We start from the raw sequence: 22033 nt of genomic DNA, 5'->3' as shown, positions 1-22033 counted from the left end.
TCGAGGTTAATATTGGCCTGATTCTTGATTTTTAGTATTTGTTAATTGGTTGAAATATGAACAATTGTTACTGTGAATTAGGTGATTTATGGGGCCTTAGTCAGTTTATCTATACTGAGCATTTGATACACTGTTTCAGCTACTGCCACAACAAAGTCGATGTCTAAGGTGCTTATTGTGTCGTCTGGCGTGTGGTATTGTGCATGGGGTGGTACGCCAAAATACACCCAAGAGTAACCTGCCTTATGGAATGCATAATGGTCTGATGCCCTTAGCCAATCACTTTTTCTCATCCGCCCACTTAACAACCTCGTGTGATGAGTACGGATACACAATTGATTTTGCTGCATCAACCCTGGCTCGATAAGTGCAAAATCAGCCAGATTGTGTTGACCTTCCATGTAGATTGCCCTGCGGCGGTCTGGGTGACCTATCATGTCTAAGTTAATGCTTAATTCAATGTCCATCTGTGGTTGTTGTTGTAACAACGCCACCAAGGCATCGCTGCCATACAAACCGGGTTCCTCAGCATCGGTGGCAACAATCATTACATTGACATCATCTAACGGCGGATTGCGTTGCCATTGGGCGGCAATGGCCATCATTCCGGCAATACCTGAGGCGTTATCATCTGCTCCCGGATACATGTTGCGTGCCGTTTGACCTAAATGATCATAATGCGCGGTGATCACTCGCCATCGAGTGGAGTGGGTTTTTGCCGCAATGGTGGCGATGATATTAACCCCAGAGACGGTCGAAAATTGATGCTGATAGCTAAACGGTACTGCAAATGTTGGCTGCCAAGGTTGTAATCCCATCTCAGTAAACCGCTTTATTAAGTAGTCTTGAGTGAGACGCGCACCGTGTGTGGCAGTCTTGCGGCCTTGAAATTTCGCAGAGGTTAAGATGGATATGTCTTGGGTGACTTGTTGATTGGCATCGGGCCAGGTGGTAGTGATATTAGGTGAGCATTGGCGCGGTGTTTGGCTACAGCCAATTAATAAGCTGCATAATAGGCTAAAACCGGTCACCTTAAGGCGAATTTGAGCAGTAAACATGGTGTGTTATCTCCTCTTATTCGCTTAAGGCTTGGTCGTTGATCTAAGCCTCGGATTGGGCTTTTTTCGCCTTTACCCGTTTGTTGTGTAACGCAAGCTTGGGCTTTAAGAATCTGGCCGTATGCGACTCTGGATGCTCTGCGATATCTTCTGGGCTGCCGGTGGCTAAAATCATTCCGCCGCCAGCACCACCTTCAGGGCCTAAATCGATAATCCAGTCTGCCGTTTTAATCACATCTAAATTATGCTCAATCACCACCACAGTGTTGCCGTGAGATTTTAAGCGATGCAATACTTCTAACAATAGTTGAATGTCGGCAAAGTGCAGGCCGGTAGTCGGTTCATCCAAAATATACAAGGTTTTACCCGTGTCGCGTTTAGACAACTCTTTAGCTAATTTAACCCGTTGGGCTTCACCGCCAGACAAGGTGGTTGCACTTTGGCCTAAACGAATGTACGACAAGCCTACATCCATTAAGGTTTGCAGTTTACGTGCTATTGATGGAATAGCAGTAAAATAGCCACGAGCATCTTCAACCGTCATTTGCAGCACTTCGTGAATGTTCTTGCCTTTGTATTTTACTTCTAAGGTTTCGCGGTTATAGCGCTTACCTTTACAAGCATCACAAGGCACGTATACGTCTGGTAAAAAATGCATCTCAACTTTAATTAAGCCATCACCTTGGCAGGCTTCACAGCGACCGCCTTTGACGTTAAACGAAAATCGACCTACCAGATAACCCCGGGTGCGCGATTCTTGTGTGCCAGCAAATAGCTCACGTATTGGGGTGAAAATACCCGTATAAGTGGCAGGATTAGATCGTGGCGTGCGGCCAATCGGGCTTTGATCGATATCGACTACTTTGTCGCAATGATCCATGCCTTTAATGCTTTTGTAGGGCGCGGGTTCGTCAACGGTGGCACCATTGAGCATATGATGAGCTATTTTAAAGAAGGTGTCGTTAATCAGTGTCGATTTACCTGAGCCAGATACCCCAGTAACACAGGTAAATAATCCCACTGGAATGGTTAAATCAACATCTCTTAGGTTATTACCCGATGCGCCAAATAACTCAATTACCTTTTTCGGATCGATTGGGGTGCGCTCGTCACTAATGTGTATTTGCTTTTTACCGGAAATATATTGACCCGTGACAGACGCTTCACAGTTAACAATATCTTCTAGGGTACCGTCGCAAATGACTTCACCGCCATGAACACCAGCACCAGGGCCGATATCAATAATGTGATCAGCAAGACGAATAGCATCTTCATCGTGTTCGACCACAATGACAGTGTTACCTAAATCGCGCAGGTGGATTAATGTTTGTAATAAGCGTTCATTGTCGCGTTGATGTAAACCAATTGACGGCTCATCAAGCACGTACATCACGCCCATTAAACCAGCACCAATCTGGCTGGCTAAACGAATACGTTGTGCCTCGCCACCCGATAAGCTGTCGGCTGAGCGTGACAAACTTAGGTAGTTAAGGCCTACATTGACCAAAAAACCGAGGCGTTGACTGATCTCATTTAAGATTTTTTCGGCAATTTTGGCCCGTTGACCTTCAAACACGACCGTATCGAAGTATTGTTTGGTTTCGCCAATCGACCACATTGTTAGCTGGGGTAAATTGAGTTCGCCAATAAACACGTTGCGGGCTTCTTCACGTAAGCGCGAGCCGCCACAGCTGTTACAAGGTTGCATATTAATAAACTTAGACAGTTCGTCGCGTACCGAGTTACTTTCGGTTTCGCGGTAGCGGCGGTCCATATTATTTAAAATGCCTTCAAACGGATGATTACGCACCACTACGTCGCCGCGGTCATTAATGTATTTAAAGGCGATGCTTTGTTTGCCAGACCCATACAGGACTATTTTTTTGATTTTGTCGCTAAGGGCTTCAAATGGCTGTTCGACGTCAAATTTATAGTGCTCGGCCAGTGAACTGAGCATTTGGAAATAATAAAAGTTACGTCTGTCCCAACCGCGAATAGCCCCGCCAGCCAGCGACAATTCGGTATTGGTAATGACGCGTTCTGGATCAAAAAATTGCTGCACGCCTAAACCGTCACAGGTTTGGCACGCGCCAGCCGGATTGTTAAATGAGAAAATTCGTGGCTCAAGTTCTGCCATCGAATAGCCACAATGTGGACAGGCAAAATTAGCCGAGAATATCAGCTCTTCAATATTGTTATCTTCCATACTGGCAATTTTAGCGATACCACCAGACAGTTCTAAAGTCGTTTCAAACGACTCCGCTAAGCGCTGTTTCATGTCTTCGCGAACTTTGAAACGATCGACAACCACCTCAATGGTGTGTTTGATGTGTAAATCTAATGTTGGAGGATCGGTTAAGTCACACACTTCACCGTCAATACGAGCACGGATATAGCCTTGTGCCGATAAGCTTTCAAGCAGCTTAACGTGCTCGCCTTTACGATCGTTTACCACCGGTGCAAGCAGCATTTGGCGGCTGTCTGCTGGTAAGGCTAATACTCTATCAACCATTTGGCTGACCGTTTGCGCCGATAAAGGCTGGTTATGCGTTGGGCAACGAGGCTCACCCACACGGGCAAATAATAAACGTAAATAGTCATAGATTTCGGTAATGGTACCGACGGTGGAGCGCGGATTGTGTGAGGTTGATTTTTGTTCAATTGAAATGGCAGGACTTAAGCCTTCAATATGATCAACATCGGGCTTTTCCATTATGCTCAAGAATTGACGCGCATAGGCCGACAGCGATTCGACATAACGACGTTGACCTTCTGCATACAAGGTATCGAAGGCTAATGATGATTTTCCTGAACCGGATAACCCTGTTATCACAATAAGTTTGTCACGGGGTATGGTTAGATTGATGTTCTTAAGATTGTGGGTTCGGGCACCGCGTATTTCAATTTTATCCATCGACTCGCTCTATGACTTGTGTAAAACAAAACAGCAATCAGTATCGCATAGTTTATTGGCGGACTTCATATCAATTTTGTCTATGGTGGTTTTAAGATACGCATCGAACAGACCTAAGGTTTAACGTGCACCCATAAAACATCTTATATCAAAAACTGTGATTTCCTTTTGAGCTAATTTATGTCGCTGTGATAATATGCGCAGCTCATAATATTGTTGAATCACTTATCAAAGGGCACCGCATGGCCAGTAATGGACTGTCAGGTTTGGAGAAAAAGGTCGCATTTTCGTTAGCCGGAGTGTTTGGTTTACGAATGATGGGATTGTTTATGATTATGCCTGTCTTCGCGCTGTATGGTCAGCATTTAGAAGGCTTTTCACCGCTGTGGGTAGGTATTGCCATTGGTGCTTATGGATTAACCCAGGCTTTTTTACAGATCCCTATGGGTATTTTGTCCGACAAATACGGACGTAAGCCGATTATTCTCGGTGGTTTAGTCTTGTTTGCGATTGGTAGTTTAATCGCCGCATCGTCGGACCACATTTATGGCGTGGTATTTGGCCGTGCAGTACAAGGTATGGGAGCCATTGCTGCAGCCGTGTTAGCCCTTGCCGCCGATTTAACCCGAGACGAACAACGCACTAAAGTGATGGCCGTCATTGGCATGTGTATTGGTTTTTCATTCGCCTTGTCATTATTAGTCGGACCGATTGTGGCGCAGTATTTAGGCTTAACAGGGTTGTTTTTGTTAACCGCAGTATTAGCCGTATTGGGTATGTTAATCGTGCAGTTTTTTGTGCCCAATCCAATTAGCCAAGCGCCTAGAGGCGATACGGTAGCAACCCCGACAAAACTCAAGCGTATGTTGTTAGACCCACAATTATTTCGCTTAGATGCAGGCATTTTTATTCTGCATTTAGTGCTCACCGCGGTGTTTGTCGCCTTACCATTAGATTTGGTTGATGCTGGTTTAGTCAAAGAAAAACATTGGATGCTGTACTTTCCCGCGTTTGTTGGGGCCTTTTTCTTAATGGTGCCGCTGATCATCATTGGGGTTAAACGCAACAACACCAAAACCATGTTCCAATTGTCGTTGATGATCATGATGGTGTCACTTGGCATGATGGGGTTTTATGCTGATAATATTTGGGTGCTCAGTGGCGCCGTAGTATTATTTTTCACCGGCTTTAACTACCTTGAAGCATCACTACCGAGTTTAATTGCTAAGTTTTGTCCTGTCGGTGATAAAGGTTCGGCCATGGGCGTGTATTCGACCAGCCAGTTTTTAGGTGCCTTTTGCGGCGGCATGTTAGGCGGCGGAGCCTATCAACTCGTCGGCGCATCCGGGGTGTTTTTTGTCGCACTAGGACTGATGTGTGTGTGGTTATTCTTGACCATAGGCATGCAAAAACCTGTACTATTGAAAAGCTATACCCTTGAAGCTACAGTAAAAGATAAATCCGATGCACAAAATATGGCCAGCAAATTGTCGCAGTTAATTGGCGTCGTTGAAGCCATTGTGGTACTCGAAGAGAAAGCGGCTTATTTAAAGGTCGATGATAAATTCAATTTAAGCGAAGCGCGAGCTGTGTTAGGCTCTGTGGATTAGATCGTATTGATCGCTAAGCTTAGTATTCAGATAAGTAAACAGATAAAAATCTCAGGAGATTTCGATGGCCAGTCGTGGTGTGAATAAAGTCATTTTGGTAGGTAACTTAGGTAAAGACCCTGAGGTTCGTTACATGCCAAATGGCAATGCCGTAGCTAACTTTACCGTAGCGACAAGTGAGTCGTGGAAAGACCAGCAAGGTCAAACGCAAGAGCGGACCGAGTGGCACAACATTGTAATGTATCGTCGTCTTGCGGAAATTGCAGGCGAGTACTTAAAGAAAGGCTCTAAAGTTTATTTAGAAGGCAAATTGCAAACCAATAAATGGCAAGATCAGACTACCGGTCAAGACCGCTATAAAACTGAAATCAACGCCATGGAAATGCAAATGTTAGACAGCCGTAACTCGGGTGGTGATAACGCCAGTGGTGGTCAAGGTCAATATCAGGGGCAAGGACAGAACTCGGGGCAAAACCCTGGACAAAAGATGGGACAACAACAGTCTCGTCCCGCGCCAGCACCTCAAGCTCGTCCGCCACAAGCACAATATAATCAAACTGCACCTGCTTACCAAGCTCAACCAGATGCTGGCCAGCAAGGTGGTTACCAGCAACAACCGGCACCAGCGCAACAAGCCGCTCCAGCGTATGCACCAAAGCCAGCCGCTGCACCACAGGGTAATTTCCAACCACAAAATGCCCCAGCACAGCGCCCAGCACCACAACCACAACAAAACTTCACTCCAGATTTGGATGAAGGCTGGGATGACGATATTCCGTTCTGACGTTTACCAGAGACTAATATTTGTTAAGTTTGATAATTTAAATCAATAACAACAATAGTTTAAATTAAAAGTTTACAGTTAAGTGTTATAACTTCTGTAAACTTTTTTTGTACCTAAAAAGGGTTATCGTTGCTCTTAGTAAAGCTAAGATGCTAGATCGAATATGGTTATTCACAGATGTCACCAAGTCAGAAGATGAGTTACGCCCAAGTAACATGTTTGTGCTCTAGCAACAGGCTAACTTCCAATTAATATAGTTTATTGAACCGATCGACCAATGAAAACATTTTAAGCAATTGATTAAATTCATCTTATATTCACTCTCTATTTGAAGTAAAACCATTAGGTCTTGTCATAAAAAACACCTTGCCAGTAACCTGACAAGGTGTTTTATTTCTGCAATAAACGCGTGTGTTAACACTAGTATTACAGGTTTACTCTTTGTATTTTAACGTGCCATTGGCTTTAATTTCGTCGTACCAAAGGTTGTGGTGCTGCGAAGCCCAGTTTTCGTCGCAATAGCCCGACACCATACACTCCATACCGCCTTCACTGAGTACGGTCGCCATCCAAATATGCACTATGGTAAACGCGACAATAATCACCGCACTTACGCCATGCACAAGGAGTGCGAGCATTGACAGCTCACGTGGTAAATCGAGCATAGGGAAGACTAACATTATCCCCGAAACACTGATGCAAAGACCGAAAATAGCTAAGCTCCAGAACCACATTTTTTCACCCGCGTTAGCAAACCCACTGTCTGGGTGTTTGCCTTTAAACGGGCCAAAGTTAATGTAGCCACCGACCACTAAAAACCATTTTAAATCATACAGCTTAACGGTTTGCAGTGGCATCCACTTGATGATACACAACAGCCAAGACACCATAAAAATGGGGCTAGACCAATCGTGGCTAAACTTGCTAAAGGCGATTATTCCTGCCCAAATATCGTCGCCGACATACGGGGCTAAGAAATGGCGTCCAAGCATAATGACCAAACCAGTTAACATCATGATTAGGCACGATACGGCCATAATCCAATGCAACCAAAGATCCGCTTTGCTCCAACGAAAGACCATTTTGCCGGAAAAGCCTTTACTCAGTGTAGATGGACCATTAACAAAGTAAAAGACTAAAAAGGCTACAAAAACCCCGACAAAAGCTAGGCCTAGTAACGGTTTTAGATAAGTATTTCGTAATATTTTGCCTTCATTACCCGCGACATTTATTAGAATATCAGCATCTACACCTTTATATGTGCTGTAGCCTGATTCACCGGCTTTTATTGCACGCCAGAGATCGGCATCACTGGTCATCGACTTTGCTTGTTGCTGGCTTGATTGTTCATCGGCGGCATACACAGGCACTGTAGCCAACCCCAATCCCATACACAGAACCAACAGAGCAAATATCCTGCGCAATGATTTGTTTAACATTAACGTTAACATTGTCACTCCTTAAAATGGCTGCGAACAAGGTCGCAGCCCATGCTCTGATTAGATTATTTCGCCTGTTTTAGGATCGTAACCCCAAATTGCATTGGGATTACCACGTGCTGCCATGCGCTGACGATAAATGTCAGATACTATGCCAGCGTCGCCCGCAAGTAATGCCTTAGTCGCACATAACTCGGCACACATGGGTAATTTACCTTCTGCGATACGGTTTGAACCGTATTTTAGATGCTCAGCTTCTGAATGATCTTCTTCTGGGCCACCGGCACAGAAGGTACATTTATCCATTTTGCCGCGGCCACCATAAGTACTCTTTTGCGGGAACTGCGGCGCACCAAATGGGCAGGCATAGAAGCAATAACCACAACCGATACACGTATCTTTGTTGTGTAGCACGATGCCGTCTTCGGTACGGTAGAAACAATCTGCCGGACACACCGCCATACAAGGTGCATCGGTACAATGCATACATGCGACTGAGATAGACACTTCACCAGGAACACCGTCGTTCAGTGTCACCACGCGACGACGTTGAATACCCCACTCTAAAGCAGAGTCGTTTTCGTTTTTACAAGCTGTGACACAACCGTTACATTCGATGCAGCGCTTGGTATCACATAAAAATTTCATTGTAGCCATATTGGCAATTCTCCTCGCTTAACTGCAATTACGCTTTTTCAATCTGACAAAGCGATGCCTTGGTTTCCTGCATTTGAGTTACAGGGTCATAACCATAAGTCAATGCCGTGTTAGCAGATTCACCAATAACGTAAGGCACTGTGCCTTCTGGGTAGTTAGCCGCTAAACTTTCGCCATGCATGACACCGGCAAAGTGATAAGGCATCCAAGTCACACCAGGCTTAACGCGTGGCGTTACCATGGCCTTAATCTTAATGCGTCCACCTTCAGCGCCTTCTAACCATATTGAGTCACCATCGCGTAGTCCGCGATCCGCTGCATCCGCTGGGTTAATTTCAACAAACATTTCTTGCTGTAATTCTGCCAACCAAGGGTTAGAACGCGACTCTTCACCACCGCCCTCATACTCAACTAAACGGCCAGAAGTCAGTATTAAAGGATATTTAATAGAACTATCATGCTGTTGAATTGATTTATATAAGGTCGGTAAACGGTGAACTTGCATATCATCGTAAGTGGGATATTTAGCGACTAAGTCACGACGCGGGGTATACAAGGGTTCACGGTGGATAGGCACTTGATCGGGGAAATTCCACACGATACAACGCGCTTTAGCGTTACCATAAGGGCTACAACCATGCTTCACCGCGACACGCTGAATACCGCCAGAAATATCGGTTTTCCAGTTTTTGCCTTCAGCATATTGTTTCTCTTCAGCCGTTAAATCATCCCACCAGCCAAGCTGTTTAAGCATGCCTGAAGTGAACTCAGGGTAACCGTCTTGGATTTCTGCACCTTTAGAGAAGCTATCTTCTGCTAATAGATTTTTTCCTTGGTATTCAACACCGTAACGGGCGCGGAAGTTACCACCACCCTTTGACACATGTTTACTTGTGTCATACAAAATTTGAGTACCTGGATGTTTCTGTTCTGGTGTTCCCCAACATGGCCAAGGTAAACCGTAGGTTTCACCTTTTACTTCGCCACCGGCAGCTTCTAGGGTCTTATTGCTGAATAAGCCCCAGTTTTGGGTGTGTTGCTTAATACGCTCAGGGCTTTGGCCCGTCATACCAATAGTCCACATACCACGGTTAATTTCGCGAGTAATGTCTTCTATCACCAACATGTCGCTTGAATCTTTAGCGATACGCTTGGTGTACTCTTTATCAAAGCCCAGCTTTTGCGATAAGCGGTACATGATTTCAAGGTCAGTTTTCGATTCAAATAATGGCTCGATCACTTTTTCACGCCATTGTTGGCTACGACCAGAGTTAGAGACTGAACCCTCTGTTTCAAATTGAGTCGTTGCAGGTAACAAGTACACGCCATCTTGACGACGGTGCATAACTGCTGCCATGGTTGGGAATGGATCAACCACTACCACAGTGTCCATCTTGTCTAGTGCATCACGTACATCAGCCTGACGAGTTTCAGTGTTAACCGATTGTCCCCAGAAGAAGCCCATACGCACACGGTCTTTCTGAGCTAAATGCTCAGGCGTTTCTAACACACCATCGTGCCAGCGAGAACATGGAATACCCGGGGTATTCATTGGTACACGGCCTAAATATTTGTTTTGATCAAAGCGTGATTTAACCCAATCTAAATCTAGGCTCCAGACATTGGTCCAATGTTCCCATGCGCCAGAGGTTAAACCGTAGTAACCCGGTAGATTATCGAATAATAAACCTAAGTCAGTCGCGCCTTGTACATTATCGTGACCACGGAAGATGTTAGTACCACCACCTGAGACACCCATGTTGCCAAGCGCAAGCTGTAAAATACAATAAGCACGTGTGTTAGCATTACCCACGTGATGCTGAGTACCACCCATACACCAAATAACGGTACCTGGACGGTTATCAGCCATTAGTTTAGCGGCTTGGTAAACTTCTTCTTCGCTACAACCTGTGACACTGGCCACTTCTTTAGGTGGGAACTTCTTGGCTTCTGCACGAATGGATTCCATTTCGAAAACACGTTCTTTAATAAAGGTTTTATCTTCCCAACCATTTTCAAAGATGTGCCATAACATCCCGTAGATAAACGGAATGTCAGTACCAGGACGTAGGCCACAATGTAGGTCTGCGTGTGCAGCAGTACGGGTAAAGCGAGGATCGACAACGATTAATTTAGCGTTGTTTTTCTCTTTTGCGATCATGATATGTTGCATTGCAACCGGATGCGCCTCTGCAGGGTTAGCACCGATAAAGAAGATTGCATTGGCATTTTGAATATCATTAAAAGAGTTAGTTTGCGCACCGTAACCCCAAGTGTTAGCAACACCGGCTACCGTGGTAGAGTGACAAATACGAGCACAATGGTCGATGTTGTTCGTGCCCCACATGGCGGCAAATTTGCGATACATGTAGCAGCCTTCGTTCGAAAACTTAGCGCTACCCATAAAGTAGATCGAATCAGGACCTGACTCTTTACGAATATCCGTCATCTTGTCGCCTACTTCGTTAAAAGCTTGCTCCCAAGATATTTTTTTCCACTTGCCGCCGACCAATTTCATTGGGTATTTAAGGCGTTTTTCACCGTGACCATGTTCGCGTAATGCCGCACCTTTAGCGCAATGTCCACCATTGTTAAATGGGTGATCGAATGCAGGCTCTTGACCAGTCCACACGCCATTTTGTACTTCGGCATATACACCACACCCTACGGCACACGCACTACATACAGTACGTTTGATTTCAGTGGGTGCATTGTGGGGCACATCTTTGGCTTCAGCACGACGGATCATGCCAGTGCCCATCATTGATGCTGCCGCAATACCGCCGGTGGCAACACTCATTTGCTTCATAAATTGACGACGATTAATACCAAGCTTGTTTGAAGCTTCATTGGTAGGAGCCGTGATTGATTTGCGAGTTAATTTCATCGCTTAAATTCTCCTAAACTAGCCGCGTAAGCTATCGTAATAATTGCGAATGTGAGTTGTTTCTTGATAGCCTTTAGTGCGAGAAGTGCTAGCACTTTTTTCTGTTGCATTAGCAATATTCATGCCAGTTGCGGCAATCGCGACACTTGCTGTACCACCAATAGTGATGGCTTTTAGTAAAGACCTGCGATTCAAATCAAGTTGTTGCTTACTCATTAAATCTCCCATCGAAACGACTATTTTCTGCAACATGTTGTAGAGGTTGCATTTTTGTTGTATAAAAATGAATAATCACTACATATATATGTAGTGCTTATTTTCGCGGTCATACTAAAAGAATGAGAATAGGCTTAATTGATCTATATTAAGAATGTGGAGGTTTATTCATAAAAAAGCTAAAAATGTTTGCCAGATCACACTGGTGACTGTTCACTAAAACAGCAGCGATATAAAATCAATAGTCAGCGTCTGGCGAACGACGTCTTGCCTAGATTAATGCACCAGGGAAAGAGGCTGTTGAGATCGCAGTTTGGGTAGGATAATAGCTCTAAGCAGGGTTAAATGTTATCGAATGGTGTTAGCCCATTCGCTTTAGCCGCAAGCGTCTTAAGCAAGCATTGCTTAAGACAATCAACATCTTTGGGTAGGCTATCAGGTACAATTTTCTTAGAATGATTATATCAAATATCAGCCTAAACAAGACCAATACCGTGATCTATATGCTGGCGTTAAGCATAGATGCTGTTAAGGATCTCTTGAGTAGCGCGGCCGGATTGCTGTGTAGCAGGCTGATTGATTAGCTATCGGTATTAGTCGGTAATTGGCCCTGCGATTAACCATCTTAATCAGCAAATACACAGCCGTATAGTACCAGCGAGAAGTGCGTTGCATTCTTGTTTAACACTAGCGGGTTAGCAATAGCGGGTTAACACTAGCGATAAATTAGCTTGGCAGTAGGACGAATTTGCCAAAATGCTGTTTTTTCAAAAACTCAGTTTGAGCTTCTACAATATTTTCCAAAGCATATGTTCTTGCGACCAAAGGTTTTATTTCATTGTTTTCAATGTACCTTATTAGGTTGGGGAACACGGGTTCATCCCATGCCGTTGTACCGATCAACCCAATATCTTTTAAATAGAGTTGGCGAAGGTCTAATGACACAATCGGTCCAGCTATAGCTCCTGAAGTCACCAAGCGTCCACCGCGTTTTAATATTTGCAGAGCACGGCCGAACTTATCACCGGCCACATTATCAATAACGACATCTATTGATGATTCACCCAACTCCTTAACGAGATTTGCCTCACGATCAAAGACACTATCTGCGCCCATTTTTTTCAGCTGGGCATGGTTTTTTAATGATGCGACCGCAATGATGTGCGCGCCTCGACGTTTCGCTAACTGAACAGCCGCTGAACCTACGCCGCCAGAGGCTCCCATAATTAACACTCGCTCACCTTGGATAACCTGTGCTCTATGAAGCATGTTTTCTGCGGTGCCGTAAGCACACGGTATGCTCGCCAATTCATCATTTTGCCATGTTGAATCAATAGGGAAAACTTCTGTAGCCCGCACTTTCACGTATTGGGCGAATGCACCATCAAAGTCAGATGCCATCCAGATATTGTCCAACGAATCAAATCCATTTACCCGGATACAAGGTCGAATTAACACTCTCTTGCCAACAAGATGTTGATCGTGGTTCTCTGCTGTTTTTAAGACCTCACCACAACAATCTGTTCCCTGGATCAGCGGAAATGGTGTTGCCGCATTCCAGCCTCCATCAGCTAACGCTTGTTGATCCACGTTGTCGGCCATATTATTGGTTGACTCACTCACCTTGGCAGAATACCAGCCTAAACGGGTATTAATTTCGGTGTTGTTCACACCCGCTGCGAGCACACGAACGAGAACTTCATTTGCTTGCAGTTCTGGAATGGGGACATCTTTATAGACCAGTTGCTCCATTCCGCCACTGCCCATGGTCACAACGGCTTTCATTGTTTTATTCATCATTAGCACATCTTTCCTATAGAATGGTATTCGTTGTATAGTGGTCACTATACTTGCATGTAGAGGCGAAAATTGTCAAAAAAAAATGATATAATGCACACCGCTGAAAAGTTATTTTATGAAGAGGGTTTTCATCGCACAGGTGTTGCAAGGATAGCTTCAAAAGCAGGGACAACGCAGAGAACGCTCTATAAGCACTTCCCGTCCAAGGAAGACTTAGTTCTATGCATTATGGGTGAACGTGAGTCTCGCTACTTTCAAGATTTTGCTAGATTAGCGCGCTTAAATACATCTCACTTCCATGCACTGATCCCGTTTTATTCATTGCTGAACTGGTTAGAGAAAGAGGCTAGTCATGGCTGCTTTTACATGCACGCTTTAGCAGAATATAAGGGTAAGCACTCACGTATCGAGAATTTCGTCTTGGAGCACAAGCAGCGAATGCGAGTTGACCTTACTCAACGCTTACAGCATGACGGTATTTCTGATGACGATTTGGTTTCAATATTGATAATACTACTCGAGGGCGTAACCGCTATATCTGCAATTGGCTCACCTCGGGAGAACTGCCTGCAGGTGATCAAGCAGGCTGAATGGATAATTAAGCAGAGTGCTAAAATCAAACACAATCAATAGCCTTGAGTATGACTGCAATTATGTTCCATAAGTTAATGTCGATTTTATAGCTGTCATAACTGCGGCGGTAGCTTTTTGGGCGCGACGCTAACGAAGAATTGACCGTGATATACCACTTTTTAAAATATCAGCAGATATTTTTTTGCGATGGCAATATCCTATAAACACCATCTGCTGATGGCTATACACTATCCGAGACAAACTATCCGAGACAAACTATCCGAGATAAATGATGAGAGATAAATGATGAGAGATAAATTAAGAGCTAAAATTATCGACGTTTGTGATAAAAAAATTGCCAGTAAAGGCGATAATGTGGGGTTGTCATTTTATGCTTTTTTTGCCAATAAAAATGATAATCCTGAGCTACTGATGGAAGCGGCGACATGGTGGATCCAGACTCATCAATTAGATCATTTCGTTAAGGCTGATAAAATTAAACAAATGATTAATAATGGCTTGTAATGATCTGCAGCACTTATGCGCGTTAAGTTATTAACAATCGGTTATCAACAACCCATCATCAACAACCCGTCATCAACCAACTAGTCATCAACAAACGATCAACGAGCATGTTAAGCCATACCTTAATGGATAAGGTGGGTCATTTAGCTGATTCGATCACGACATAAGTTATTTTTGAACGATCAATCAAACTTGTATTAATGGTTTCAGTGGTTTTAATGTTATATTTCCAATCTTGAGTATCGTAAACGATAGTAAATGTTGTGCTCAATACCAATATAGAGAGCAGATACTTTTGAATAAAAGCCGGAGGAATGGGTGGCAGTAATGGGTCGACTATTAGTTATTATGTTCACGCTACTGTTTTTAAGTGGATGTGCTAGCACCTCCACACCGGGTGATCCACTAGAATCGGTTAATCGAAAAAGTTGGTATTTCAATTACCAGATAATGGATAAACATCTGCTAAAACCCGCCGCCGAAGGTTATGAATATGTTCCTCATTCTATCCGAAATGGTGTGACGAACCTGCTATCGAATTTAAGCGAACCACTCTACGCCGTGAACAATCTTCTACAAGGTAAAGTGACCGACAGTGGCAGCACAGTGTTACGATTTGTATTGAACACAACAATTGGTCTTGTCGGTATTTTTGACCCCGCCACTGGCATGGGATTACCTAAGAAAGAAGAGACCTTTGCGCAAACATTTGGTGCATGGGGGATCGGTAATGGGCCTTATATTATGTGGCCTGTTTATGGCGCCAGCACGGCACGCAATACCGTCGGTGATTTTGTTGATATTTTTGTCTATCCTTTATCTATTCTTTCATTTGAGCAAAGAGCCGGTAAATTTGTAGTAGAAGGTTTAGACAGTAGGATTGAATTTCAGCAATATGAACCCATATTAGATGGGTCGTTAGATCCTTATGGCTATGTTAAAGATGTCTATCTGCAACGGGATGCGCACTTGGTCAATGATGGCCAGACCGATGAGATTGAGACTGATGAGTTTGACTTAGAGTTTGACATGGAGCTTGATGACGAACTATTAGGTGACGAACCACTTGATAACGAATTAGTAGATGAACAACCTTTAGATATTAAAACGTTAGAGACCAAACCATTAAATAACCAAGCAGTAGACGATAAACCGATAGACGACAAACCAATAGATGACAAAAAAGTAGACGACAAAACTCATTTCGAGATAACGGACTAGCCAATGTCAAACATCAAAACGTTTTCCTCTTGTACGAGTGAATTAAAAAATATTCGCGGATTTGTGATAGATGCTTGCCGCGACTTTCCTTTTAGCGAAGGTAAAGTCAATGAAATCGTATTAGCCGTTGATGAGGCTTGCGCCAATGTTATTCGTCATGGTTACCACATGTCGAGCAAAGGCTGTTTAGAACTAGTGATTAGCAGTCATGATGATCATGCGCTATTTGTGATTAAAGATGTGTGTTCGCAGATTACTGACAAGCAATTAACACCGACAGAAAATGATTTATGTAAACCCGGTGGATTAGGCCTTTGCCTGATCCATTATGTGGCAGAGAAAGTACGACTTATCCCGCATAAAGGTAAAGGCAATTGGTTAGAACTGACGGTTAAATTTAAGTGATATAAAATGAATATTGAAATTGAAACACAGAACAATTACCAAGTGATTAAGCTTTATGGTGAAGTGGATCTGAACAATTCGCGCAGTATCAAACTCGACATTATAAAATTAATTAAGAGTAAAAATAACATCATTGTCGACTTTACCCATCTGCAATATATCGACAGCTCAGGTATGGCGTCACTGGTTGAGGCGTTCAATGAAGCCAGAGAAAACGACACTGAGTTTCATATAGCTGGTGCCAACGGTTCCCCTCTTCAAGTACTGCAATTAACTCGGTTAAACACAGTATTTAACTTAGTAGATTCAGTAGCAGCTGTGAGTAACAATGGTTAAACCAATCATTACCGTAGAACATTTGTTTGCCCAATATGGCGACACCCATGTACTCAAAGATGTCAATTTAGAGGTCAAACCCGGAGAAATTCTGGTGGTGATGGGCGGATCTGGCTCAGGAAAAAGCACCTTGTTCAACCATATGCTTGGGCTTAAAACCCCGACTTCAGGCACTATCATGATTGATGGTGTGAATATTTTTACGGCCAAAAATAAGCCATTACGCAACTTACGTCAAAAAATGGGCGTGGCGTTCCAAGGCGGCGCACTGCTCAGTTCATTGACGGTGGCCGATAATGTCAGGCTACCCTTAGAGCAAAATACCGCTTTAGATACTCAAACCATTGATATTATGGTGCGGATGAAGCTTGAATTAATGAATATGGCTGGCACTGGTCATCTTATGCCCTCTGAGCTGTCTGGCGGCATGCTCAAGCGAGCCGGATTAGCTCGGGCCGTGATTATGGACCCTAAGTTACTGTTTTTTGATGAACCTTCTGCAGGGCTTGATCCCACCACCGCGGTAGAATTGGATGAGCTTATTTTAACCCTAAGAGATGCGATGAACATGACCATAGTGGTGGTGACTCATGAGCTTGAAAGTGTGTTTAAAATTGCCGATCGCGTGGTGGTATTATTTGCCGGAGAAGTGGTGGCTAACGGCACCGTTGATGAGATTAAAAATTCGCCAGATGAACGCATTCAACACATGATCAACCGTCAACCTAATACTCACAGAGATGATGGTGAGGTTTACCTTAATCGATTGTTAGATAAGGAAAAAAATTGATGTCGACCTTATTTGATTCGGTTAGTAAATTGGGCGCGGCAACCCGAAAAAACATTGATAGTTTAGGCTTAGCGACGTTATTTTTACTGCGCATTGTTAGCAGCCTATTCACTGGGCGGGTGTCATTTAAGCAAGTGATTAAGCAAATATATTTTATTGGTAATCGATCGTTAATCGTCATTATTGTGGCAGCATTATTTACCGGTATGGTCGTGGCACTGCAGTTTTACGATACCTTAGTGCGATTCGGCTCGGTAGATTTATTAGGGTCGGCAGTAGCCTTGAGCCTGATTAAAGAATTGGGCCCGGTGATGACCGCGTTAATGGTGATTGCACGGGTAGGGTCTGCGACCTGTTCAGAAATTGGCATTATGCGTAATGAGCAACAATTTGATGCGCTTGATTGCATGGCGATTAACAGTTACCGCTATGTAATGTTGCCAAGACTGCTGGCTGCATTGATTTGTGTGCCTATCCTAACGGCCGTGTTTGACCTGGTGGGTATTGGCGGTGGTTATATTGTCGGCATACACATTCAAGGAGAAAGTCCTGGTGCGTATATTCAAGGTGTGATGGATACGATTAGCTTTAAAGATGTGTTAGTCGGCCAAATAAAGTCGTTGGTATTTGGTTTATTCATTATGTGGATACCCTTGTATTACGGCTATTATTTACACCGGGATCAAAAGAATATGGGCGCAGAGGGGGTCAGCAATGGCACCACTCAGGCGGTGGTAATGAGTGCAATTATTATGTTGTTTAGTGACTATATCGTTAGCTCATTAGCGCTATAACTAGAGGTAACAATGAAAAACAATTACGTCAATTTTCTCGTCGGCCTATTTGTGTTAATCGGGAGCGGGGCCTTGGTCTTTATGTCTATTACCATTGGCGGGGCATCTATTTCTAATAGTGGTCAATATACCTTAGTCGCTAAATTTGAAAATTCTTCAGGTTTGAAAGAAGGTGCCTTTGTTGAAATGTCTGGTGTACGTGTTGGATTAATTCAATCAATAAATTACGACCCTAAAGCGTATGAATCTGTCGTTAAGGTGTCATTAGATAATACGATTACCGTACCCGATGATTCCGTGGCCGCTATTCGTACATCCGGTATTATTGGCGACAGATTTCTTAAAATTGCCAGCGGTGGCTCAGAGATCAATATGAGCGATGGTGAAGAGTTTATTGATACTGAATCATCAATCAGCATCGAAGAGTTAATTAGCAAGTATATGTTTAGTCAGGATAAATAATGAAATCAATAATTTTTTTAGTCATGTTGTTAGTGATGCCATCTGTAGTTTTTGCGGCACAAGAACCAACGGATCGCGTTAAATTAGGTGTGGCAGATATCATAGGTATTGCATCTGATAGTGCATTGTCAGCGGAACAGAAAAAACAATCACTCAGTGATGTGATTGAAAAGCATGTTGACATCCAAGCCTCTGCCCAACGCGTGTTAGGTAAGTATTGGAGACAGGCAAACGATACCGAAAAGCGCCAATTTATGCTGTTATTAAAAGGCGTTTTAGTCGATACCTATATTATATTGTTAGAAGAGTATGATAACCAAACGGTCGATTACACCAGTGAAACCATTAAGAAAAAAGTCTATGCGACGGTTGATACTGAAATTCATACCAAAGAGAATGATATTCCAGTTTCGTATCGACTTTATCAACGTAATAATGAATGGAAAATTTATGATTTTGTTGCTGAGGGCTTGTCGATGATCCGTACATTTAGCAATGACTATCGAAGAACGTTGAAACAAAGTGGTGTCAGTGGGTTAAATGAAGCCCTTGCTGCTAAATTAGCCCAAAAGTAAGGTTACCCTTGAATATTGATAGAGCGTTAGCCAACAATATCATTGATGAAACATTATGGTTTAAAACCAATTTGGCCGTCACATTAGGTGAGTTTAATTATTACTTAATTAAGAAAAATGGCCAAATTAGCTGTAATTTTTCATCCCTGTGTGATGATCACTACAACAGACTCTATACGCAGTTTACAGCCATGTCGTTGCAGCATAGCCTTGCTGAAATATTGCCATTAAATGATGATGGCAAGACATGTTGGGCGCTGCCCTTTGGTAAAGAATCGAGCTTATTTGATTGTATCATTTTGCTCGATTTACCTGCCGGCGTTGAGTCGCATCATGTTAGCGCCTTGTATTTCAAGCTGCTGTACCAGTTAAAAAGTTTTCAATTTTCAGAAGCATCTTCACAACTTAACGCCGCCCAAGTGTGGATCCGTGATGAGATAGATGAGATTTCGCGCCTGCAACAGTTAATGTTGCCAGACAAAGGTATCGAACTCAGTTCTGTCAAAATGGCCTATACCTATAAAGCAATGAAAGGTGCGGGAGGTGATTATTTAGACATTGTCGATCTGGGTAAAAATCATCCAGAAATCCAAGGCGATGTAGGAATGATTATGGCCGATGTATCGGGTCACGGCCCTGCCGCCGCGGTAGAAACTGCCATGATAGATGCCATTCTACGCACCTTCGAACCGAAAGATTTGAACAGTAGTTCTTCTGAGGTACTCAATTATATCAATCAACATTTTTTTACTAAAAAGCCTCGCGGCAGTTTTTTAACCGCCACAGTGTTACGTTATAATTTCAAAGAAAAAGAACTTATTTATGCCAATGCCGGTCATCCCCACGCGTATTTGAAAAAAGCCAATAGACTCGTAGCCCTAGATCAAGGCGGCATTCCCATTGGCGTGCTGCGTGAACAAAACTGGGATACCTATAGTGTCAGCGTTGATGTAGGTGATATTTTGTTTGTGTATACCGATGTGGTCATTGAAACGCAAAATGCTCAAAAAGAGTTATTCGGTTTCGATCGCTTAGAAAAAGCCATTAGTGCTGCACCCGATCAACCCGAGGCGATGCTGGAATATCTTGAGCAGCAAATGAAACTGTTTTGCGGTTATTCAGAATTTCAGGATGATTTGACCATGTGTGCTATCCAGTTTATTTAATCTCAACTCGGGTTAAGAGACGGGATGCTGAATAATAAATACGATTCGGGATATGAGATAGGATTCGGGATAAGAGATAGGATTCGGGATAAGAGATAGGATTCGGGATAAGAGATAGGGGCGGGGACAATAAACGGATAGAACTCATCTATTTTAACACTCAATATATCAATCAAATAACCTACAGTATTGGCAGGTAATTCTACTAGTAGGATACCCGTCGCAGTGACAATATGGTTACATCGACTACACCACAGGGTCATTTCCAATCACAAAGTGCTTCAACCCAGCATCCAGTGGCACAAGCTGCACTGAACTCCAATCTAGGTTTTGATGACGGTTGGAATGATATGTTTTTTATGTAAACTCCCGTTGTAGCACCCGTCTTAAAGATGACTAAAAAGCCCTGACTGAATGGTCAGGGCTTTTTTATGTTTTCTTTTGCTTTATGCGCGATTAAGCGGTTAATGCTTCAGATGGACCGAAAAACTCATAATGGATTTGGCTTTCTGGTACCCCTAATTGCATTGCGATAGCTAATGCTGCTTTCATAAAACCGGTAGGGCCAAGCAGATAGAATTCTACATCGCGGTCTGCAGGCAGTTGCTCTGAAATCATTGAGGCATCAATAAACCCAGTCGCATGAGGTTGGCAATCTTGTTCTGGTTGGTTGTAAACATACAGTGGCTTAATGTTGTCATGGGTCGAAGCAAGTTGATCAACATGATGTTTAAAGGCATGCGCATCACTGTTAATGGCGGCATGAATAAAACGAATATCGCGTCCTGAACCTGCTTCAGTATTGAGCATGCTAATGGCTGGGGTAATGCCGACACCGCCAGTGAGTAAAATTAACGGCTTAGTGTTTTTACGTAAAGTGAAATCACCACTTGGCGCGCGTAACTTAACCTTATCGCCTAACTGAATATTGCTATGTAAGTGGTTCGATACCACCCCATTAGGTTCACGTTTGACACTAATTCTTAAGTAATCTTTACCGGCCGCGTCAGACAAGCTGTAGTTACGACGCATTGGTATACCGCCGATATCATCAAATACCAGAGTCAGGAATTGTCCTGCCTCAAAACTTGGAATACCGTTGTCATCTTGTGGTTGAAAGTAAAATGAGGTGATTACTGAGCTTTCATCCACGCGTTTGACCAAAATAAACTCTCGTTCGCCGCGCCAACCTCCGGATTTTTGCTCATTTGCGCTATAAATTGATTCCTCTGCGGCAATCAATATGTTGGCTAATTGGCCGTAAGCTTTGGCCCAAGCGTCAATCACTTCATCTGTTGCTGCATCACCGAGTACGGCTTTAATGGCCTGCAATAAACAACTGCCAACAGCGTCATACTGATCAGGCAAAATGCCTAATGCCACATGTTTTTGGACAATTTTACTGACCGCTTCGCTTAGATTTCCTAGCTCATCAATATTGGCACCATAAGCAATCACGGCATTCGCCAGCGCTTTAGGTTGAGTACCTTTACCTTGGTTAGTTTGATTGAAAAAAGGCAATACTTCAGGATGCTGGGCAAACAGTAGTGGATACATATGGCTGGTGATGTCATTGGCGTACATTTGCAGTGCAGGAACGGTGGCCTTAATGATTTGAACAGTTGCAGTGTCTAACATTCATGATTCCTTTTAGGGAGTAAAATAGCGATAAGCTTCAATCAATTACCTTGTTATACCTAAAACAATACACAGAACATGCCAACTTTTATCCCTCTGATTTATATGATGTAATTTATAGAAAGGTTAATTTGACCTAGATCAATATATGTGTCAAATTAACCTAAACTAGGTTAATTTGAC

Annotated in this window: 21 protein-coding genes; 13 read left to right on the top strand and 8 right to left on the bottom strand. The window is 43.3% G+C overall.

Features of this window, described 5'->3' with window-relative positions; translation table 11 throughout:
• Positions 1 to 86 precede the first annotated feature (86 nt).
• Both AAEZ00_RS07985 and uvrA read right to left on the bottom strand, forming a co-directional pair.
• Entirely contained in the window at positions 87 to 1058 is a 972-nt protein-coding gene (locus AAEZ00_RS07985; RefSeq protein ID WP_351074656.1) for a M20/M25/M40 family metallo-hydrolase, read from the bottom strand.
• A 43-nt stretch (positions 1059 to 1101) separates the two neighbouring features.
• On the bottom strand, positions 1102 to 3972 hold the full coding sequence (gene uvrA, locus AAEZ00_RS07980; RefSeq protein ID WP_124013467.1) for an excinuclease ABC subunit UvrA: 2871 nt from the start codon (positions 3970 to 3972) through the stop codon (positions 1102 to 1104).
• A 242-nt stretch (positions 3973 to 4214) separates the two neighbouring features.
• Between uvrA and AAEZ00_RS07975 the strand changes: the two genes are divergently transcribed.
• Positions 4215 to 5582 carry an MFS transporter gene (locus tag AAEZ00_RS07975; protein ID WP_101033832.1) on the top strand — a complete coding sequence of 456 codons (1368 nt, stop codon included), beginning with the start codon at positions 4215 to 4217 and terminating at the stop codon, positions 5580 to 5582.
• 64 nt (positions 5583 to 5646) lie between these two features.
• Positions 5647 to 6366 (top strand): single-stranded DNA-binding protein, encoded by a 720-nt coding sequence (locus tag AAEZ00_RS07970; RefSeq protein WP_351088526.1) that lies wholly within the window; start codon positions 5647 to 5649, stop codon positions 6364 to 6366.
• A 434-nt stretch (positions 6367 to 6800) separates the two neighbouring features.
• On the opposite strand, the gene AAEZ00_RS07965 is transcribed toward AAEZ00_RS07970, so the two are convergent.
• The 5 genes from AAEZ00_RS07965 to AAEZ00_RS07945 all read right to left on the bottom strand — a co-directional run bounded on the left by AAEZ00_RS07965 (position 6801) and on the right by AAEZ00_RS07945 (position 13365).
• Complete coding sequence (locus AAEZ00_RS07965) at positions 6801 to 7817, bottom strand: formate dehydrogenase subunit gamma (protein WP_351088525.1); 1017 nt, start codon at positions 7815 to 7817, stop codon at positions 6801 to 6803.
• Positions 7818 to 7865: 48 nt separating this feature from the next.
• On the bottom strand, positions 7866 to 8462 hold the full coding sequence (gene fdh3B, locus AAEZ00_RS07960) for a formate dehydrogenase FDH3 subunit beta (RefSeq protein ID WP_101033847.1): 597 nt from the start codon (positions 8460 to 8462) through the stop codon (positions 7866 to 7868).
• 28 nt (positions 8463 to 8490) lie between these two features.
• Positions 8491 to 11349, bottom strand: a complete 2859-nt coding sequence (locus AAEZ00_RS07955; protein WP_124014081.1) for a molybdopterin-dependent oxidoreductase — start codon at positions 11347 to 11349, stop codon at positions 8491 to 8493.
• 18 nt (positions 11350 to 11367) lie between these two features.
• Complete coding sequence (locus AAEZ00_RS07950) at positions 11368 to 11565, bottom strand: twin-arginine translocation signal domain-containing protein (protein ID WP_101033849.1); 198 nt, start codon at positions 11563 to 11565, stop codon at positions 11368 to 11370.
• 726 nt (positions 11566 to 12291) lie between these two features.
• Positions 12292 to 13365: an alcohol dehydrogenase family protein gene (locus AAEZ00_RS07945; protein WP_206191884.1), complete on the bottom strand. Its 1074-nt coding sequence runs from the start codon at positions 13363 to 13365 to the stop codon at positions 12292 to 12294.
• 69 nt (positions 13366 to 13434) lie between these two features.
• On the opposite strand from AAEZ00_RS07945, the gene AAEZ00_RS07940 reads away from it, so the two are divergent.
• The 11 genes from AAEZ00_RS07940 to AAEZ00_RS07890 all read left to right on the top strand — a co-directional run bounded on the left by AAEZ00_RS07940 (position 13435) and on the right by AAEZ00_RS07890 (position 20577).
• Complete coding sequence (locus AAEZ00_RS07940) at positions 13435 to 13998, top strand: TetR/AcrR family transcriptional regulator (RefSeq protein ID WP_124014082.1); 564 nt, start codon at positions 13435 to 13437, stop codon at positions 13996 to 13998.
• Positions 13999 to 14244: 246 nt separating this feature from the next.
• Positions 14245 to 14463, top strand: coding sequence for a DUF6500 family protein (locus AAEZ00_RS07935; protein ID WP_335689381.1), 219 nt, complete (start codon positions 14245 to 14247; stop codon positions 14461 to 14463).
• A 327-nt stretch (positions 14464 to 14790) separates the two neighbouring features.
• A complete protein-coding gene (locus AAEZ00_RS07930; protein WP_101033851.1) occupies positions 14791 to 15684 on the top strand; it encodes an MlaA family lipoprotein in 894 nt (297 codons plus the stop codon).
• A gap of 3 nt (positions 15685 to 15687) precedes the next feature.
• Positions 15688 to 16089, top strand: a complete 402-nt coding sequence (locus AAEZ00_RS07925) for an ATP-binding protein (RefSeq protein WP_101033852.1) — start codon at positions 15688 to 15690, stop codon at positions 16087 to 16089.
• Positions 16090 to 16095: 6 nt separating this feature from the next.
• Complete coding sequence (locus AAEZ00_RS07920; RefSeq protein WP_101033853.1) at positions 16096 to 16425, top strand: STAS domain-containing protein; 330 nt, start codon at positions 16096 to 16098, stop codon at positions 16423 to 16425.
• Complete coding sequence (locus AAEZ00_RS07915) at positions 16418 to 17215, top strand: ABC transporter ATP-binding protein (protein WP_351088524.1); 798 nt, start codon at positions 16418 to 16420, stop codon at positions 17213 to 17215. The genes AAEZ00_RS07920 and AAEZ00_RS07915 overlap by 8 nt, the downstream gene beginning before the upstream one ends.
• A complete protein-coding gene (locus tag AAEZ00_RS07910; protein ID WP_351088523.1) occupies positions 17215 to 18009 on the top strand; it encodes an MlaE family ABC transporter permease in 795 nt (264 codons plus the stop codon). Before AAEZ00_RS07915 ends, AAEZ00_RS07910 begins: the two co-directional genes overlap by 1 nt.
• A 12-nt stretch (positions 18010 to 18021) precedes the next feature.
• Entirely contained in the window at positions 18022 to 18471 is a 450-nt protein-coding gene (gene mlaD, locus AAEZ00_RS07905; protein WP_351088522.1) for an outer membrane lipid asymmetry maintenance protein MlaD, read from the top strand.
• Positions 18471 to 19046: an MlaC/ttg2D family ABC transporter substrate-binding protein gene (locus AAEZ00_RS07900; protein ID WP_351088521.1), complete on the top strand. Its 576-nt coding sequence runs from the start codon at positions 18471 to 18473 to the stop codon at positions 19044 to 19046. Before mlaD ends, AAEZ00_RS07900 begins: the two co-directional genes overlap by 1 nt.
• Positions 19047 to 19054: 8 nt before the next feature.
• Entirely contained in the window at positions 19055 to 20212 is a 1158-nt protein-coding gene (locus AAEZ00_RS07895; RefSeq protein WP_351088520.1) for a PP2C family protein-serine/threonine phosphatase, read from the top strand.
• 233 nt (positions 20213 to 20445) lie between these two features.
• On the top strand, positions 20446 to 20577 hold the full coding sequence (locus AAEZ00_RS07890; protein ID WP_351088519.1) for a hypothetical protein: 132 nt from the start codon (positions 20446 to 20448) through the stop codon (positions 20575 to 20577).
• Positions 20578 to 20668: 91 nt separating this feature from the next.
• Here the strand turns inward: AAEZ00_RS07890 and hmpA are convergent, their stop codons facing one another.
• A complete protein-coding gene (hmpA, locus tag AAEZ00_RS07885) occupies positions 20669 to 21850 on the bottom strand; it encodes an NO-inducible flavohemoprotein (RefSeq protein WP_351088518.1) in 1182 nt (393 codons plus the stop codon).
• Between the last annotated feature and the right edge of the window lie 183 nt (positions 21851 to 22033).

Source organism: Shewanella sp. S1-49-MNA-CIBAN-0167 (assembly GCF_040310145.1).
In the GTDB taxonomy this organism is placed as follows: domain Bacteria; phylum Pseudomonadota; class Gammaproteobacteria; order Enterobacterales; family Shewanellaceae; genus Shewanella; species Shewanella psychromarinicola.
The sequence above is the reverse complement of the archived record's forward strand: the minus strand, read 5'-3'. Positions and strand labels throughout refer to the sequence as shown.

What these genes read in the sequence shown, in the direction of transcription:
- AAEZ00_RS07910 (WP_351088523.1), top strand. Translation starts at nt 17,215, where the DNA reads ATGTCGACCTTATTTGATTCGGTTAGTAAATTGGGCGCGGCAACCCGA.
- mlaD (WP_351088522.1), top strand. Translation starts at nt 18,022, where the DNA reads ATGAAAAACAATTACGTCAATTTTCTCGTCGGCCTATTTGTGTTAATC.
- AAEZ00_RS07945 (WP_206191884.1), bottom strand. Translation starts at nt 13,365, where the DNA reads ATGATGAATAAAACAATGAAAGCCGTTGTGACCATGGGCAGTGGCGGA.
- AAEZ00_RS07950 (WP_101033849.1), bottom strand. Translation starts at nt 11,565, where the DNA reads ATGAGTAAGCAACAACTTGATTTGAATCGCAGGTCTTTACTAAAAGCC.
- AAEZ00_RS07915 (WP_351088524.1), top strand. Translation starts at nt 16,418, where the DNA reads ATGGTTAAACCAATCATTACCGTAGAACATTTGTTTGCCCAATATGGC.
- AAEZ00_RS07955 (WP_124014081.1), bottom strand. Translation starts at nt 11,349, where the DNA reads ATGAAATTAACTCGCAAATCAATCACGGCTCCTACCAATGAAGCTTCA.
- AAEZ00_RS07920 (WP_101033853.1), top strand. Translation starts at nt 16,096, where the DNA reads ATGAATATTGAAATTGAAACACAGAACAATTACCAAGTGATTAAGCTT.
- AAEZ00_RS07925 (WP_101033852.1), top strand. Translation starts at nt 15,688, where the DNA reads ATGTCAAACATCAAAACGTTTTCCTCTTGTACGAGTGAATTAAAAAAT.
- AAEZ00_RS07985 (WP_351074656.1), bottom strand. Translation starts at nt 1,058, where the DNA reads ATGTTTACTGCTCAAATTCGCCTTAAGGTGACCGGTTTTAGCCTATTA.
- AAEZ00_RS07935 (WP_335689381.1), top strand. Translation starts at nt 14,245, where the DNA reads ATGAGAGATAAATTAAGAGCTAAAATTATCGACGTTTGTGATAAAAAA.
- AAEZ00_RS07890 (WP_351088519.1), top strand. Translation starts at nt 20,446, where the DNA reads ATGGTTACATCGACTACACCACAGGGTCATTTCCAATCACAAAGTGCT.
- AAEZ00_RS07965 (WP_351088525.1), bottom strand. Translation starts at nt 7,817, where the DNA reads ATGTTAACGTTAATGTTAAACAAATCATTGCGCAGGATATTTGCTCTG.
- fdh3B (WP_101033847.1), bottom strand. Translation starts at nt 8,462, where the DNA reads ATGGCTACAATGAAATTTTTATGTGATACCAAGCGCTGCATCGAATGT.
- AAEZ00_RS07900 (WP_351088521.1), top strand. Translation starts at nt 18,471, where the DNA reads ATGAAATCAATAATTTTTTTAGTCATGTTGTTAGTGATGCCATCTGTA.
- AAEZ00_RS07930 (WP_101033851.1), top strand. Translation starts at nt 14,791, where the DNA reads ATGGGTCGACTATTAGTTATTATGTTCACGCTACTGTTTTTAAGTGGA.
- uvrA (WP_124013467.1), bottom strand. Translation starts at nt 3,972, where the DNA reads ATGGATAAAATTGAAATACGCGGTGCCCGAACCCACAATCTTAAGAAC.
- AAEZ00_RS07970 (WP_351088526.1), top strand. Translation starts at nt 5,647, where the DNA reads ATGGCCAGTCGTGGTGTGAATAAAGTCATTTTGGTAGGTAACTTAGGT.
- AAEZ00_RS07975 (WP_101033832.1), top strand. Translation starts at nt 4,215, where the DNA reads ATGGCCAGTAATGGACTGTCAGGTTTGGAGAAAAAGGTCGCATTTTCG.
- hmpA (WP_351088518.1), bottom strand. Translation starts at nt 21,850, where the DNA reads ATGTTAGACACTGCAACTGTTCAAATCATTAAGGCCACCGTTCCTGCA.